Here is a 13,883-nt window from a genome sequence, read left to right on the forward strand (position 1 = left end):
CCGAACCGCCGTCTTTCCGCGAGGCATCATGAGCCGTTCCCCGTCGGACAAGGTCGCTGTCGCGCTGATCGGCGCGGGCTTCATCGCCGACTATCATGTCGGCGGCCTCAGGGCCGCTGATGGGGCTGAGATCGCGGCGCTCGTCGGCCGGCGGCGCGACGTGGCCGAAGCGCGCGCCGCCGTGCTCGGCATCGCGCGCGTCGAGACCGACTACCGGGTCGTGCTCGACGACCCCGCGATCGACGCCGTCGTCATCGCCTCGCCCGACAATACCCATGAGCGCATCGCCATCGATGCGCTTAGCGCCGGCAAGGCGGTGCTGCTGCAGAAGCCGATGGCGCTAGACAGCACGCAATGCCGCGCCATCCTGGCGGCAGCGGCGCAGGCCTCAGTGCCGCTGAGCGTCAGTTTCATGCATCGCTACTTTCCGGAGGTGCTCTGGCTGCGCGAGTTGCTGGCGAGCGGGCGGCTCGGCGCGGTTCATTCGCTGCGGCTGCGCAACGCCACGCCCGGCGCCGACTGGGCCGACTGGTTCTTCCGGCCCGGCGAGGTCTCGGGCGGGGTCGTGATGCAGCTCGGCGTGCACGGGATCGACCTGTGCCGCCATCTGTTCGGCGAGATCGGCGATGTCGAGGCGCGCGCGCGGACCGCGCGGCCGGAACGACGATTGGCCGATGGCCGCACCGTCCGCACGGCGCTGGAGGACACCGTCGCCGCAAGCTACGGCCTGGCGGACGGCGCGATAGCCAGCCACGAGATGAGCTATACCGAGCGGGCCGGCTGCGACCGCTTCCGGCTCGAGCTTTACAGCGATGCCGGCACGGTCCTTCTGCGCACCGAACGAGGGCCGGCCGCGCTCTTCGCGCCTGATCTGACCGGCGAGAACGCCTGGGTCGCGCCGCCGCTCGTCGACGCGCCGCTCGGGCAAGCCCATCACCGCCACTGGCTCGACGTCGTGCGCGGCCTCGCGCCGGCCGACGGCACCGCCGAGGCGGGCCTGCGCTCGATCGAGGTCGCCGAGGCGATCTATCACGCGGCGCGAACCGGGCAGCGTGTGCCGGCCGCGCCAACAGCACATATGGAGCAGAGATGAGCCTGCGGATCGCGATCCTCGGGGTCGCTCATTACCACGCCAATTTCTGGACCCAGGCCTTCCTGAAGAGCGAGGGCGCCACCGTCGCGGGTGCCTTCGATGCCGAGCCCGGGCGCCTGGAAGTTTTCGCCCGGCAGCACGGCATCGCGGCCGTCGCCGACCTCGCCACGCTGCTCTCCAACAGCGATGCGGTCGCGATCTGCTCGGAAACCGTGAACCATCCGGCGCTGGTCCGCGCCGCCGCGGAGAAGGCGCTGCCGGTCCTCTGCGAGAAACCGCTCGGCGCCACGATGGAGCAATGCGACGCCATCGCCGGCATCGTCGCGGACACCGGCATCCGCTTCATGCAGAGCTTCCCGAAGCGCTTCGACCCGATCAACCACGAGATCGCCGATTTGCTGCGTGACCGCGCCGTCGGCCGCGTCACGCTGGTGCGCATCCGGCACGGGCACAGCCACGGTTTCGATCCGAATTTCAGGACGGGCTGGTTCGTCGATCCCGCGCAATCGGGCGGCGGCACCCTGCTCGACGAAGGCGTGCATGCGGCCGATTTCCTGCACTGGCTGTTCGGGATGCCGGCCAGCGCCTTCGCGACGACCTCGTCCGATACCTTCGGCCTGCCGGTGGAGGACACTGCCGCGGCGATCTTCCGCTACGAGAACGGGATGATCGCCGAGGTCACGACGAGCTGGGCTTTCGCCGCCGCGGACACCTCGATCGAGATCTACGGCACGGAAGGCACCATCCTGCTGGGCGGCGTCGACATCGCCTCGCGCCCGACGCGCGAGAGCGAGTTCCTCAGGGTGTTCCGCCGCGAAGCGGGTGGCGGGAGCTGGGCCTCGTCGCCGACCGTGCCGCACTTCAAGACCGGCGTCTTCCACGAGCATGTGGCCTGGGCCTTCGTCAAAGCCCTCAAGGATGGCGGACCGATGCCGGTCACCCTGGATGATGGCCGCCATGCCTTCGCAATGATCGACGCTGCCTATCGCTCGGTGCGCTCCGGGCGCGCCGAGCCTGTCACGGCCTGAGCAGAGAGAAGCGAGGGACGCCATGGCGAGCCAGATGCTCGACGAAATTCTGTCGATCCCGGCGGTCGTCGAACGCCAGAACGCCGAGGTCGGGCGGATCTACCGGGAGATCGGCCGCAGGCTGCGCGCAGCTGATCCGCGCGCCGCCATCTCCAATGCGCGCGGCAGCTCGGACCATGCCGCGACCTATCTGAAATACCTGCTGGAGATCACGATCGGCCTGCCGCTGGCCTCGGTCGGCCCCTCGGTCGCATCGATCTATGGCGGCAACCTTCGCCTTGCGGGGCAGCTCTGCATCACGATCTCCCAGTCCGGCGCCAGCACCGATCTCGTCATGCTGCAGCAGGCCGCCGCACGGGATGGCGCGCTGACGCTCGCCCTCGTCAACGAGGTCGAGTCGCCGGTCGCGCGGCAGGCCAAGCTGCTCGCACCGCTGCATGCCGGCCCGGAGCGGGCGGTGGCTGCGACCAAGACCTTCGTCGCTTCGCTGGTGGCGGCTGCGACGATCATCGCCGCCTGGAGCGAGGACGATGCGCTCCTGTCGGCGATCGAGGCCCTGCCCAACCCGTTGCAGGCGGCCGTCACACTGGACTGGTCGCCCGCGCTTGCCGCGGTCAGTGCGGCGTCCTCGATTTTCACGGTCTCGCGCGGGCCGGGCCTGGCCGTCGCCGCCGAGGCGGCGCTGAAATTCAAGGAGAGCTGCCGCCTGCACGCCGAACCGTTCAGCGCGGCCGAGCTGCGCCACGGCCCGATCGCGCTGCCCGGGCCGGATTTCGCCGCCCTGCTGTTCGTGCCGCGTGACCAGGGTCGCGCCAGCATGGCCGAAGCGGAAGCCGCGCTGCGCGGGACCGGGGCGGCGGTGTTCCGCTGCGATGTCGAAGGCGGTGACCTGCCCGTCGTGGCAGCGCCGCACCCTCTGCTCGATCCGATCTGCCAGATCGCGAGCTTCTACCGCTTCGTCGAAGAGGTGGCGCGCGAGCGCGGGCTCGATCCGGATCGCCCGCCGAACCTCAGCAAGGTCACGGTGACGCAATGAGCGCGATCCGATGACGGCACTCGTCTCCGATATCGGCGGCACGAATACGAGGCTGGGTCTCGTCGAGGACGGCCAGCTCGTCCCCTCCACCCTGGACAGCTTCGCCAATGACGATTTCGACAGCTACGAAGCCGTCGTCGAAACCTATCTCGATCGCCTCGGGCAGCGGCGCCTCGATGCCTGCTGCATCGCGCTCGCCGCGGTTCCGACGCCGGACGGCGCGCAGCTGACGAACCGCGACTGGACCATCGCCCGGACCGGGATGCAGGCGCTGACCGGCGCTCCCTTCATCGGCTTCCTGAACGATTTCGAGGCCCTTGGATATTCCCTCATCGCGCCCGAGCGGCTGGAGGCGCAGCCGGTCTTCGCATCGGCCGCACAGCCGCCACTGAGAGCCACCCGCATGGTCCTGGGCGCCGGCACCGGCTTCAACGCCGCCGCCTGCTATTGGCCTGCCTTCGGCGCTGCTCCTCATGTCGCGGCCGCCGAATGCGGCCATACGACGCTGGCGATCGAGGGCGACGAGGAATGCGAGCTCCAGGCCGCGCTGGCGGCAGGCCGCGGCCGCGCCTCGGTCGAGCGCGCCTTGTCCGGCAATGGCCTGCGCGAGATCTATGCCTGGGTCTGCGGCCGCGACGGCCGGCCGTGCGAGGCCGGGACGAGCGCCGAGATCACCACGGCCGCGGTCGCTGGCACAGATGAGCAGGCGGTGGCGGCCGCCCATCTCTTCCTGCGGCTGCTCGGGCGCGTCGTGGGCGATCTTGCCCTCACCTTCCTGCCCCATGGCGGCATCTATCTCTCCGGCGGCGTCTGCCGGGCCCTGGCTCCCTTGGTCGTCAGCACCGACACCTTCCGCGACGCGTTCCGCGCCAAGGGCAGGATGGGCTCGTTCATGGCGGATTTCGACGCGCATCTTCTCCTCGACGATCGCGTCGCCTTGATCGGTTGCGTCGAATGGCTGCGGATCGCGGCTGCGTCGCGCTCGGGCGAAGCCGGAGCGTATCCCGCCTGAGCCGCTGACGCCCCTAAGTCGATACGGGTAGACCGGCGAAGGTTTCGGCTTGCGTGGCCGCGATGCGCCAATCGAGCTCTCCGCCGAAGAGCTCCGCCGCCAGGCTGGAGTCGAGGGCGCTGTAATGGGGGCGGATGACCGAGGAGCCGAGATCACTCATCGGGACAGGGACCAGCTCGGGTGTGCGCCGCCCGGCGCGGCGCAGCGCTTCGAAGGCCGTGGCGACCCAGTCTGCCCGCGACACGGCCGGCGAGCCGGCCAGATGGATCAGGCGAGGGATGGGTTCTCTTGCCGTCATGCGCTCGGCCAGGGTCAGGAGCCGTTCGGCGAGCGGAAAGATCGGTGTCGGCGAGCCGATCTGATCGCTGGCGACCCTGACGCTGTCGTCCTGTCCTTTCAGGAGGTGGGTGATGAAGTCCTTGCCGTCGCCGAACAGCCAGGCCACCCGGGCGATGCAGACTTCTTCACCGGCGGCGAGAACATGTCGCTCGGCCTCTGCTTTCAGCTGGCCATAGCTGTTGACCGGCGATACAGGATCGGTTTCGCGCCACGGTTGGCGCGTCGGGGCGCCAAAGACGTAGTCCGTCGACATGTGGATGAAGGGCGTCCCGGCCTCTGCACAGGCGTGTGCCATCTGGCCGGGCGCCAGCGCGTTGACGGCCTGCGCGCGCTCCGGCGCGCGTTCGCAGGCCTCGATGCCGCTGATCGCTGCCGCATTGATGACGACGTCCGGCTTCAGCCTGGCAAGCGCAGCCTGGAAGGCGGGAGCATCCGAGATATCGAGTTCGGCGCGTGACAGGGCCTGCACGCGATCCCCGCCGACAAGCGACAGCGCCTGGGCAAGGCGGCCGCCCCCGCCGCTGACGAGAACCCGGATATATGGTTGTCGCCCCGCGCTCATCGACCTTCACCCCAAAATCGGATGCTCGTGGATATCAGCTACGGGTCGACCATGGTGAAAAAGTCCGGCGGAACCGAACAGGAAACTGCACCGGCGCCAGACGCGGAACCGCCGGCATGTCCGAACGGACGATCCCGAGCACGCCGCCCAGAGATTCTCACCGCCCGGATTGTCAGAACGGGTTGATGTAGTTGGTGATGGCGATCTGGCGGAGCAGCACGCGCCGGATGAGGTGGGCCGGCTTGACGTGTTCGGTGAAGATCGCGGCGTCGCCGGCGCTGCCGGCCGGAAGCGTGCTGGCGAAGGCCTCATCGTCGAGCTTGATGCGGACGGTGAAGGGCGCCGCCTGCACGGCCCTGGGCGCTACGGCGAGCCCCGAGGTCTGGACCTGCCCGGTCGATATGGCCTGCAGCACGGTCTGGACCGTGCCGGTCTGCACCCGGCCGGGCGTCAGCTTGAAGGTCGCCTCGACGCGTTGCCCCGGCGCGATGTTGCGGGCGTCGATCTGATTGATCTCGACGCCGACGATGGTCTGCGAGGTGTCGATGAAGGCCATGACCGGGGCAAGCGGCAGATTGGTGACGCGGGCGCCCTTCCGCAGGGCGAGATTGGTGACGTAGCCGTCGGCAGGCGCGCGGACCGTCGTCTTCTCGAGGTTCCATTTCGCTCCGACCAGTTGCGCGCGCAGCTGGTCGACCGAGGCCTGGCGCTCTTCGACGTCGAAGGTCCGCCCGGTGCCGTGCGTCTGCAACTGCGTCACCTCGGCCAACCGCATTTCCTGCAGCTTCAGCTGCGCCTGGATGGCGTCGACCTGCGCCTGGAACGGAACCGGGTCGATGCGGAAGAGGACGTCCCCGGCCTTGAGCGGCCGGTTGGGCGTGACGGGTACGTCGACCACCTCACCGGCGACGTCCGGCACGATGGCGACCGAGTTGCGGACCACCAGCGCAGTTCCTTGCGGCGCTCCCCAGCTCATTGGAATGAACAGGCCGACAAGCAGCAGCACGAAAACGAGAGCCGGCGAAATCTTCCAGAACAGGTTGAAGGGGACGATTCTGAGCTTCACCAGCACGAAGAGCAGAGCGAGGTAGACGTTGAGGAGGACGACGATCATCGCGCCTCTCCCCGGGGTGCGGCTGTCTTCGCCGGGACATCGACATAGGCCCAGATCAGCACGACCGGCCAAAGCACGAAGCCGAGGAACAGGGTGACCCAGCCGCCGATCGAGACGGCTTCGGCCCAGGGATGGTTGCGCCTTCGCGCCACCAGGCCCGGCCACATCGCCATGAAGACGATCACGAAGATCGTGCTCGCGACGAGGACGAGGAGGACGATCCAGGCAAAGATATCGACACCCGACATGGCATCCTCCGCGCAACGACGGCCGACAAGCTGCCTAGCGAGATTTGCATGCGGCTTGGCCCGGTTTGAGTCTGTAACGGTTACAGCGGCGGCTCTCCGCCGACCGGATTGAGCGCCGGCAGCGGGTCGGCTCGCGCGGGTGAAGCCGGCCGCCGGCTGCGCCACCGGCCGACCGCCCGCGCCAGGGCGGCCCCCTGTTCCCGGCCCCAATCTCCTCCGTCACCGAAGAGCCTCTGTTCGAGGCCGGCGAGCAGCGGGGCGAGGGCGGTATCCCCATGGAGACGAGCCGCCTCGCCGGGCACGAGGCGCTCGCGCCAGCAAGAGAGAGCCCGATAGGTCGCCTCGGCCGAGCCCGACCGCGCCGCCGCCTGCAGCTGCCTGCGGGCGAACGCTTCCGAGGCGCGCACTTCAGCGCGCACCTTGCGGCAGAAGGCTGCAAGCTGTCCGGCCGCCAGAACGGCGATTCCCGCCAGAGCCAGGACGGCGAGGCCGGTGATCAGCCAGCCCGATCGCCAGGTGCGATGTGGGCTCGAGGCCGGTTCCGCAGCCGCGGTGACCGTCACCGTGACGCCGGGCAGGTCTTCCTGGCGCGCCTGCCGATCCGCGAGGCTCCACCAGGGCTGGACGAGCGCCGGGAGCGTGTAGTGTCCAGCCTTCTCGAAGACATAGGTGACCGTGTCGGTGCGATGCCCCTCGACATTGCCGCGATTGGTGCGGTCGTCGACGGCCGGCGGGTCGACATAGACGCGCACGCCCTCCGGGGCAGCGAATTGGAGCTCTGCCATCCCGAGCGCGGGAACGCCGTCGGCCTGGCGCCGGATGGTGCGTGTGATTGCAGCGCCGGCCTTGACGGGCTGTGCACCCGGATCGGGCGACCAGCTCTGCGTGACGCTCACCGCGTCGGCGACAAGGACGGGACCGGACGGGTCGATCCCGGCGGGGACGGTGACGCCGATCCGGGTCGGCTGTCCCTCGGCGGTGCCCGCCGGATTGCCGCTGCGGTCGAGCAGGGTGACATGCGGCGCCGGAATCGCGATCTCGCCGCCGCGGCGCGGGAACAGGATGAACTCGAAGCTCTTCCCGACATAGTCCTGCCCGTCGATCCGATCCCGGATGGTGATCGCCTGCGTCTCGAAGCGCATGATCTGCGCACCCCTGGCCTCCGGCATGCTGGCGAGCGGGGGATAGGGCATATCACCGGGGAAAAGGACCTCGACGCCGAGGCGCACCGGCTGGCCGATGACGACGCCCTCGGCCGGATCGAGCTTGGTGCGCACCAGCGGCGGTCCGGCCGGCGCCTGAGCCCAGGCCATGGCGGAGGCGAAAAGCAGCGCCAGCGTGACCGCGACCCGGATCATGGTGCCCCTCCGTCCGGCCCAGCCTGGAGCTGGTAGGCGAACTTGGCCCTGAGGAAATCGGCCGGCCTGGTCTGGACGCGCTTCAGCCAGAGCGCGCGCACCGCTTCATCCGACATCGGCTTGTCGCCCTGGACGGTCGTGTCGTCGCCGCCCTTCCGGTCCTTGTCGAACACCACCTGATCGGGCGGCAGGTCCGGCTGCTCGGCGGCGGGGCCGTCGGCCTTGCGGCGCTCGCCGCGGACGCGCGCGATCTCGCGGTTGTTGAGAGCCTCCGGCCAGCCGGGACGCAGGGCCAGCGCCCGGTCGTAGCGCTTCAGCGCGTCCTCGTACTGGCCGAGCAGGACCAGCGCATTGCCCTGGTCATAGGCGCCTTCGGCGCTGTCGCGAGCAGCGAAGGCCTGCGCGGCCGCCTTGAAGTCCCCCGCCCTGAACAGGGCGACGCCGCGCCAGAGCGGATCGCGAAAGGCCCGCGCCGCATCGGCCGGGCGGTTTTGCGCCAGCAGCAGGCGACCGCGCTGGTCGGGCGTCAGCCAGAGATCGCGCCAGCCGAAGCGATAGCCCATGACCAGCAACGCCAGTCCTGCCGCGATCGCGACGATGCCGAAGGGCGATGCCAGGAACTTGCGGATGCCGATCATGCAATCACCCATCCGCGCCGGAACCATGCTAGCGCCAGCAGAGCGAGCAGCGGCGCCAGCCAATAGCCCGCCTCGCGCCAATGCGAGCCGTCTCCGGCAACGCTGGCGGCCGCGTCGCGGCTGTCGAGCCGACGGATCACGGCGGTGACATCCTCCTGATCGACCGTCGTCGGGACGAGCCTCGCGCCGATCGCCCGCGCCGCTTCGGACAAGGCGCCGGCATCGGTGTCGGCGGGCAGCAAGGCGAGCAGTGTCGCTGCCGTCCTCTTCGTCCCGGTCAGAGCCGCCACCGCCTCGGGCGAGACGGTGTCCGCCATGACGAGGATCGAGCCGCCATCGGCGCCGCCGGCGAGGGCGCGCCCGGCCAGTGCGAGCGCACCGGCGAGATCGTCACCCTCCTTCGGCATGATCTGCGGCGACAGAGCCTTGGCGAGGTCGAGCACGACGGCGCTGTCTGCTGTTGCCGGCAGGACGAGATGGGCCGAGCCGGAATAGGCGATTAGCGCGGTCGCGGCGCCTTCGCGGGCGGCGAGGATGTCGGCGAGCTTCTGCCGGGCGCGATCGAGCCGCGTCGGCGCCAGATCCTCGCTCAGCATCGACGGCGTCACCTTGAGCACGATGGCGACGGGCGGCTTGGCCTGCGCGAAGGGGGAGGGCTCGCGCTGCCAGGCCGGTCCGGCGACGGCGATCGCCGCGACCAGCCAGGCGAGCAGAAGCCAATCGCCAGGCCGGATGCGCGCGCGCCGGTCGTCGCCGACGATCAGATGAGGCAACAGGGCCGGGTCGATGACGCCGCGCCATTGCAGCATCGGATCGGCATCGCGCCGCTCGATCAGCCAGAGGAGCGCTGCGGGGATGAGGGCCAGCAGCCAGAGCGGCCGTTCGAAATGGAAGGCCGAGAGGCTCGCGATCATCGCCCCGCTCCGGCAAGCTCAGTGGGAGCAGGCGTCCTGCGGCGGTGCCGACCGGCGAGCCGGAGGGCCTGCACGAGCAGCGTCAGCACCAGCCCGACCGCAAGCGGCATCCAGTAGATATCCCGCCGCGGCCGAAAGCTCACCGTGTCGACGCGGCGCGTCTCGATCGCGTCGAGGCGGTTGTAGATCTCGGCGAGCTGGGCCCGGTCGAGCGCCCGGAAGAAGCCGCCTCCGGTCGTATCGGCGACCTGCTTCAGCGCTGCTTCGTCGAGCTTGTCCTCGCCGGCTGCCCGGGGATCGCCGACCGCGACGGTGTGGATGACGATGCCCTTGTCCTTGGCGACGCGCGCCGCTTCCGCTGGCGGGACCTTGCTCATGGTGTCGTTGCCGTCGGTCAGTGCGATGATCGTCTTCGCCTTGACCGTGCTCTTGGCGAAGAGCCCGATCCCCAGGCCGATCGCATCGCCGAAGGCGGTGCGTGGCCCGGCCATCCCCACGACCGTGTCGCGCAGCATGAGGCGGCAGAGGTCGAGATCGGTGGTGAAGGGCACGAGCGCAAAAGGCGCATCGCCAAAGACGACGACGCCGACGCGGTCGCCCTTGCGCCGCGACAGGAAGTCGTCGAGCACCTGCTTCACCGCCGTCAGCCGGTCGACCGTCTTGCCGGACGCATCGACGAAATCCTTCGTGTCCATCGAGCCGGAGAGGTCGACCAGCACGAGCAGGTCGCGCGTCGGCACCTCCCGGTGCAGCGGCGGGTCGATCCATTGCGGCCGGGCGAGCGCCGCGAGCACCAGCAGCCAGACCAGCAGCAGCACGAGCCAGCGGCCGGCATCGCGCCGCGTCACGACGCCACCGGAGACGGGATCCTGCCCGGACAGGCGCGCCAGCCTGTCGAAGAACGGGACGCGCAGGCCGATGCGCAGCTCGACATGCGGCGGCAGCCAGAACCAGACCGCGAGCGGCAGCGGCACCAGCAGGACGATCCAAGGATAGGCGAAAGAGAGCATGTCATGCGCTCCCCGCGCGGCCGCGCTGGCCGTGCAGCCAGGTCTTGGCCTGCGCAACGAGGGCCGCCGTTTCGCCAGCGCCGCCGCGAGTGGCGAAGAGCCGCTCCAGGCTCGCGGCCAGGGCATCGGTGTGCGCAGCCGGTGGCGCGGTTTGCGCGATGAACGAGATCCAGGCCGGCCCGGTCAGCGCCGCGACCCGCTGCCGGCCATACGCGACCATGGCGGCGCGTTTCAGGACGGCCGAGACGGTTTCGGCAGCCTCGGTCCCGCTCGGGCTCGCCGGGAGCGAGGCATCGAGCTCGGCAACAGCGGTCCGCAGATAGGCGTCGGCCCGATAGCGCTGCAACGCGCGCCAGCCGGCTATCGCCATGATACCCGCGACTGCTCCGCCGACGATCCAGACTCCGGCAGCAGGTGGCCAGAACGGCACTGCCGGCGGCAAGGCCAGATCGGCCATTATGGCGAGATCGCCGGGATCGCTGCTCATGACGCTGCCCCCGCTCCGATGCCGGCGAGCTTGCGCGCTTGGCGCCGGCCGATCAGCTCGCGCAACTGCATCGCGACATCGCGGTCGGTGGCGATCGGCAGGATCGGAATCGCCCGGTCGCGCGACAGCCCGGCCAGCCGCGCCCGCCATTGCCGGCGCTCTTCCGAGAAGCGCCGGCGCAACGAGGCCGCCGAGGCGTCGAGCTCGATCTGTGCTTCGCTCGAGCTGAACGTCGCCCGCCCGACATCCGGCAGCTCCTGCTCGAGCGGGTCGTGGACGAAGACCGCGATCATGTCGTTGTGGGCACAGAGATTGGTGATCAGCCGCCGCGTCTCGTCATCCTCGCCCGCGGCATCCGAGATCAGGCAGACCAGCCCGTCATGCAGGCTCATCTGCGCGGCGGCGCTCAGGGCCTCGTTGAGCCTTGCCGCGCTCTGCCCCGCCTCCGCCGGCTTGCCCAGGGCGGCGTTGCGGCGGGCGACCTCGGCCAGGACGCGGACCGCGCCGGCGTCGCGCGCCTGCGGCTTCACGCTGGTCAGACCGTCATCGCCGAAGACCACGGCGCCGATCCGGTCGCCCAGCGAGGCGACGCGCCAGGCTGCGAGCGCCGCGGCTTCCGCCGCCGCGACCGACTTCATCGTCCGCTGGCTGCCGAAGAACATGGTGCTGCGCTGGTCGACCAGGAGCAGGACCGGCCGGTCGCGCTCCTCGGAATAGACCCGGACATGCGGGGTGCCGAGCCGCGCCGTCGCCAGCCAGTCGATCGTGCGGGTGTCGTCGCCTTCGACATAGTGCCGCAGCTCCTCGAAGTTCAGGCCGCGGCCACGCAGGCGCGAGGCATGCCGGCCGGCGAGCAGGCTGTGCACCGGCTGGCGCGGCTGGAAGCTGAAGCCGCGGGCGCGATGCTTCAGGCGCAGCAGCTCGTCGAGCGTGACGAAGGCGCGGGCTGCCGCCTCCCCAGCCCCGGCCTCGATCCGCGCCTTCTCCCGCATCATCGCCATGGGCTTTGCCTCGCTACGCCGCGACGGCGACCTGCTTCACCACCTCGTCCAGCACCGCATCGGGTGTCATGCCGTCGGCGCCGGCCTCATAGCTCAGCGACAGCCGGTGCCTCAGGCAATCATGCGCGACGGCCTGGACATCCTCGGGCGTGACGTAGTCGCGCTCTTGCAGCCAGGCATAGGTGCGCGCGCAGCGATCCAGCGCCAGCGTACCGCGTGGACTGGCGCCGACCGCGATCCAGTTCTTGAGATGCTCGCCGAATTCGGCTGGCCGGCGCGTCGCTGCGATCAGGGCGACCATATAGGTCTCGACCACCGGTTTCGTCGTCACGCGATCGATCTGCGCCCTCGCATCGAAGATCGCCTGCTGCGGAATCATCGCGGGAGCGGGTACCGCGCCGGCCGGTGCGGCGACGCTCTCGGAGCGCACCAGCCGCATCACCTTCACCTCGTCGGCATCCGAGGGGTAGTCGATGCGGACATGCATGAGGAAGCGGTCCATCTGCGCTTCCGGCAACGGATAGGTGCCTTCCTGCTCGATCGGGTTCTGGGTGGCGAGCACCATGAACAGCGGCGGCAGGTCGTAGCGCTTGCCGGCCACCGTGACGTGGCGCTCCTCCATCGCCTCGAGCAGCGCCGACTGCACCTTCGGCGGCGCCCGGTTGATCTCGTCGGCCAGGATGAGGTTGCCGAAGATCGGCCCCTTGCGGAACTCGAAGCTCCCGTCCTGGCGCAGGATCTCGCCGCCGGTCACGTCGGAGGGCAGGAGGTCGGGCGTGAACTGGATGCGGCTGAAATCGGATTCGAGGTTCTTCGACAGGCTCTTGATCGCGCGGGTCTTGGCCAGGCCGGGCAGCCCTTCGAGCAGGACGTTGCCATTGGCGAGCAGCGCGATAACGATGCGCTCGACCACGCGCTCCTGCCCGATGATGTCCTGGTTGATCCGGCTCTGGAGCTCCCGGACGGCGTCGCGTGCGGTCGGTCCGGTCTGATCCATGCGCAGGCTCCCAGAGGTCGTCGTACCGAGTTTTGGTCGAAGCCCGGCCCAAGTCAGCTACGTAACTGTTACAGCCGGCGGGCCCGCGTCTTCGGCCTTGCCGTTGCTCAGCTCCGGACCACGCAGCGGAAGCCGACATGGCTGGTGGAGGTGTCGACCGGCTCGGCATGGCGGGCGGCCGGGCGGTAGCGCCGGCAATAGCTCGGCGCGCACAGATGCGAGCCGCCCTTCAGCACCTTGCGGGGGATGCGGATCGCGGGCTGGCGCGGATCGTAGCTGTCGGCCTCCGGGCCGCCGCGCGGGTTTTGCGGCACGCAGCAGGCCTTGGGCGCATCGCCCTGGTGGCGGACCGACCAGAAGTCCGAGGTCCATTCCCAGACATTGCCGATCATGTCGTAGAGTCCGTAGCCGTTCGGCGGAAAGGTCCCGACCGGCGAGGTTCGGGCCCAGCCATCCTCCTTGCTGTTCTCGTTGGGAAAGTTGCCCTGCCAGATATTGGCCATGTGCCGGCCCTCCGGCGTGAGTTCGTCGCCCCAGGCGAATTCAGAGCCCTCGCGCCCGCCCCAGGCCGCGTATTCCCATTCTGCCTCGGTCGGCAGCGACTTGCCGGCCCAGGCGGCATAGGCCTCAGCATCGCGATAGGCGACATGGACCACAGGGTGATCGTCGAGACCCTTGAGCGACGAGCCAGAGCCATAGGGCTTGCGCCAGGTCGCGCCGAACTTGAAGCTCCACCATTGCCCCCAGTCGCGCAGGTCGACGGGGTGAGATGGCGGGCTGAACATCAGCGAGCCGGCGCGCAGCATATGCGGCAGGGCGCCGGGGTAGTCCTTCGGGTCGGGCGCGATCTCGGCGAAGGTGACATGGCCGGTCGCCTCGACGAAGGCGCGGAACTGCCGGTTGGTCACGGGCGTCGCATCGATCCAGAAACCGTCGACGCTAGCCCGGTGGCTCGGCGCCTCCTCGGCGTAGTGATGGTCGGACCCCATGCGGAAGCTGCCGCCCTCGATGCGACGCATGCCGGTAGCGAGAACAGGCTTGTCCAG

General features: G+C 69.6%; 15 protein-coding genes. 4 read left to right on the forward strand and 11 right to left on the reverse strand.

Annotation, left to right across the window (positions count from 1 at the left end; translation table 11 throughout):
* The first annotated feature begins 28 nt into the window (after positions 1–28).
* The 4 genes from ASE66_RS10725 to ASE66_RS10740 are packed head-to-tail and all read left to right on the forward strand — an operon-like array spanning position 29 to position 4,169.
* On the forward strand, positions 29–1,093 hold the full coding sequence (locus tag ASE66_RS10725) for a Gfo/Idh/MocA family protein (RefSeq protein WP_057189606.1): 1,065 nt from the start codon (positions 29–31) through the stop codon (positions 1,091–1,093).
* On the forward strand, positions 1,090–2,121 hold the full coding sequence (locus ASE66_RS10730) for a Gfo/Idh/MocA family protein (protein WP_057189607.1): 1,032 nt from the start codon (positions 1,090–1,092) through the stop codon (positions 2,119–2,121). Before ASE66_RS10725 ends, ASE66_RS10730 begins: the two co-directional genes overlap by 4 nt.
* Before the next feature lie 22 nt (positions 2,122–2,143).
* The gene (locus ASE66_RS10735; RefSeq protein WP_057189608.1) at positions 2,144–3,157 is read left to right on the forward strand and encodes an SIS domain-containing protein; all 1,014 of its coding nucleotides are present in this window, start codon (positions 2,144–2,146) and stop codon (positions 3,155–3,157) included.
* A 10-nt stretch (positions 3,158–3,167) separates the two neighbouring features.
* On the forward strand, positions 3,168–4,169 hold the full coding sequence (locus tag ASE66_RS10740; RefSeq protein WP_057189609.1) for a glucokinase: 1,002 nt from the start codon (positions 3,168–3,170) through the stop codon (positions 4,167–4,169).
* A 13-nt stretch (positions 4,170–4,182) separates the two neighbouring features.
* Here ASE66_RS10740 and ASE66_RS10745 read toward each other — a convergent pair whose 3' ends face one another.
* The 11 genes from ASE66_RS10745 to ASE66_RS10795 all read right to left on the reverse strand — a co-directional run bounded on the left by ASE66_RS10745 (position 4,183) and on the right by ASE66_RS10795 (position 13,856).
* Positions 4,183–5,070 carry an SDR family oxidoreductase gene (locus ASE66_RS10745; RefSeq protein WP_057189610.1) on the reverse strand — a complete coding sequence of 296 codons (888 nt, stop codon included), beginning with the start codon at positions 5,068–5,070 and terminating at the stop codon, positions 4,183–4,185.
* Between the two features lie 172 nt (positions 5,071–5,242).
* The gene (locus ASE66_RS10750) at positions 5,243–6,184 is read right to left on the reverse strand and encodes an HlyD family secretion protein (protein ID WP_057189611.1); all 942 of its coding nucleotides are present in this window, start codon (positions 6,182–6,184) and stop codon (positions 5,243–5,245) included.
* Positions 6,181–6,432, reverse strand: coding sequence for a DUF3302 domain-containing protein (locus ASE66_RS10755; RefSeq protein WP_057189612.1), 252 nt, complete (start codon positions 6,430–6,432; stop codon positions 6,181–6,183). Before ASE66_RS10755 ends, ASE66_RS10750 begins: the two co-directional genes overlap by 4 nt.
* Before the next feature lie 80 nt (positions 6,433–6,512).
* Positions 6,513–7,790, reverse strand: coding sequence for a BatD family protein (locus tag ASE66_RS10760; RefSeq protein ID WP_057189613.1), 1,278 nt, complete (start codon positions 7,788–7,790; stop codon positions 6,513–6,515).
* Complete coding sequence (locus ASE66_RS10765) at positions 7,787–8,428, reverse strand: tetratricopeptide repeat protein (protein WP_057189614.1); 642 nt, start codon at positions 8,426–8,428, stop codon at positions 7,787–7,789. The genes ASE66_RS10760 and ASE66_RS10765 overlap by 4 nt, the downstream gene beginning before the upstream one ends.
* A complete protein-coding gene (locus ASE66_RS10770; protein WP_244494862.1) occupies positions 8,425–9,342 on the reverse strand; it encodes a VWA domain-containing protein in 918 nt (305 codons plus the stop codon). Before ASE66_RS10770 ends, ASE66_RS10765 begins: the two co-directional genes overlap by 4 nt.
* Entirely contained in the window at positions 9,339–10,352 is a 1,014-nt protein-coding gene (locus ASE66_RS10775; RefSeq protein ID WP_057189615.1) for a VWA domain-containing protein, read from the reverse strand. The genes ASE66_RS10770 and ASE66_RS10775 overlap by 4 nt, the downstream gene beginning before the upstream one ends.
* Position 10,353: 1 nt before the next feature.
* The gene (locus ASE66_RS10780) at positions 10,354–10,839 is read right to left on the reverse strand and encodes a DUF4381 domain-containing protein (protein ID WP_057189616.1); all 486 of its coding nucleotides are present in this window, start codon (positions 10,837–10,839) and stop codon (positions 10,354–10,356) included.
* Complete coding sequence (locus ASE66_RS10785) at positions 10,836–11,840, reverse strand: DUF58 domain-containing protein (RefSeq protein ID WP_057189617.1); 1,005 nt, start codon at positions 11,838–11,840, stop codon at positions 10,836–10,838. The genes ASE66_RS10780 and ASE66_RS10785 overlap by 4 nt, the downstream gene beginning before the upstream one ends.
* A 13-nt stretch (positions 11,841–11,853) precedes the next feature.
* Positions 11,854–12,837: an AAA family ATPase gene (locus tag ASE66_RS10790; protein WP_057189618.1), complete on the reverse strand. Its 984-nt coding sequence runs from the start codon at positions 12,835–12,837 to the stop codon at positions 11,854–11,856.
* Positions 12,838–12,944: 107 nt separating this feature from the next.
* Positions 12,945–13,856 (reverse strand): formylglycine-generating enzyme family protein, encoded by a 912-nt coding sequence (locus ASE66_RS10795; protein WP_082613380.1) that lies wholly within the window; start codon positions 13,854–13,856, stop codon positions 12,945–12,947.
* Between the last annotated feature and the right edge of the window lie 27 nt (positions 13,857–13,883).

It is taken from the genome of Allobosea sp. Root483D1 (genome assembly GCF_001429505.1).
GTDB lineage: Bacteria > Pseudomonadota > Alphaproteobacteria > Rhizobiales > Beijerinckiaceae > Allobosea.

What these genes read in the sequence shown, in the direction of transcription:
- ASE66_RS10725 (WP_057189606.1), top strand. Translation starts at nt 29, where the DNA reads ATGAGCCGTTCCCCGTCGGACAAGGTCGCTGTCGCGCTGATCGGCGCG.
- ASE66_RS10730 (WP_057189607.1), top strand. Translation starts at nt 1,090, where the DNA reads ATGAGCCTGCGGATCGCGATCCTCGGGGTCGCTCATTACCACGCCAAT.
- ASE66_RS10735 (WP_057189608.1), top strand. Translation starts at nt 2,144, where the DNA reads ATGGCGAGCCAGATGCTCGACGAAATTCTGTCGATCCCGGCGGTCGTC.
- ASE66_RS10740 (WP_057189609.1), top strand. Translation starts at nt 3,168, where the DNA reads ATGACGGCACTCGTCTCCGATATCGGCGGCACGAATACGAGGCTGGGT.
- ASE66_RS10745 (WP_057189610.1), bottom strand. Translation starts at nt 5,070, where the DNA reads ATGAGCGCGGGGCGACAACCATATATCCGGGTTCTCGTCAGCGGCGGG.
- ASE66_RS10750 (WP_057189611.1), bottom strand. Translation starts at nt 6,184, where the DNA reads ATGATCGTCGTCCTCCTCAACGTCTACCTCGCTCTGCTCTTCGTGCTG.
- ASE66_RS10755 (WP_057189612.1), bottom strand. Translation starts at nt 6,432, where the DNA reads ATGTCGGGTGTCGATATCTTTGCCTGGATCGTCCTCCTCGTCCTCGTC.
- ASE66_RS10760 (WP_057189613.1), bottom strand. Translation starts at nt 7,790, where the DNA reads ATGATCCGGGTCGCGGTCACGCTGGCGCTGCTTTTCGCCTCCGCCATG.
- ASE66_RS10765 (WP_057189614.1), bottom strand. Translation starts at nt 8,428, where the DNA reads ATGATCGGCATCCGCAAGTTCCTGGCATCGCCCTTCGGCATCGTCGCG.
- ASE66_RS10770 (WP_244494862.1), bottom strand. Translation starts at nt 9,342, where the DNA reads ATGATCGCGAGCCTCTCGGCCTTCCATTTCGAACGGCCGCTCTGGCTG.
- ASE66_RS10775 (WP_057189615.1), bottom strand. Translation starts at nt 10,352, where the DNA reads ATGCTCTCTTTCGCCTATCCTTGGATCGTCCTGCTGGTGCCGCTGCCG.
- ASE66_RS10780 (WP_057189616.1), bottom strand. Translation starts at nt 10,839, where the DNA reads ATGAGCAGCGATCCCGGCGATCTCGCCATAATGGCCGATCTGGCCTTG.
- ASE66_RS10785 (WP_057189617.1), bottom strand. Translation starts at nt 11,840, where the DNA reads ATGGCGATGATGCGGGAGAAGGCGCGGATCGAGGCCGGGGCTGGGGAG.
- ASE66_RS10790 (WP_057189618.1), bottom strand. Translation starts at nt 12,837, where the DNA reads ATGGATCAGACCGGACCGACCGCACGCGACGCCGTCCGGGAGCTCCAG.
- ASE66_RS10795 (WP_082613380.1), bottom strand. Translation starts at nt 13,856, where the DNA reads ATGCGTCGCATCGAGGGCGGCAGCTTCCGCATGGGGTCCGACCATCAC.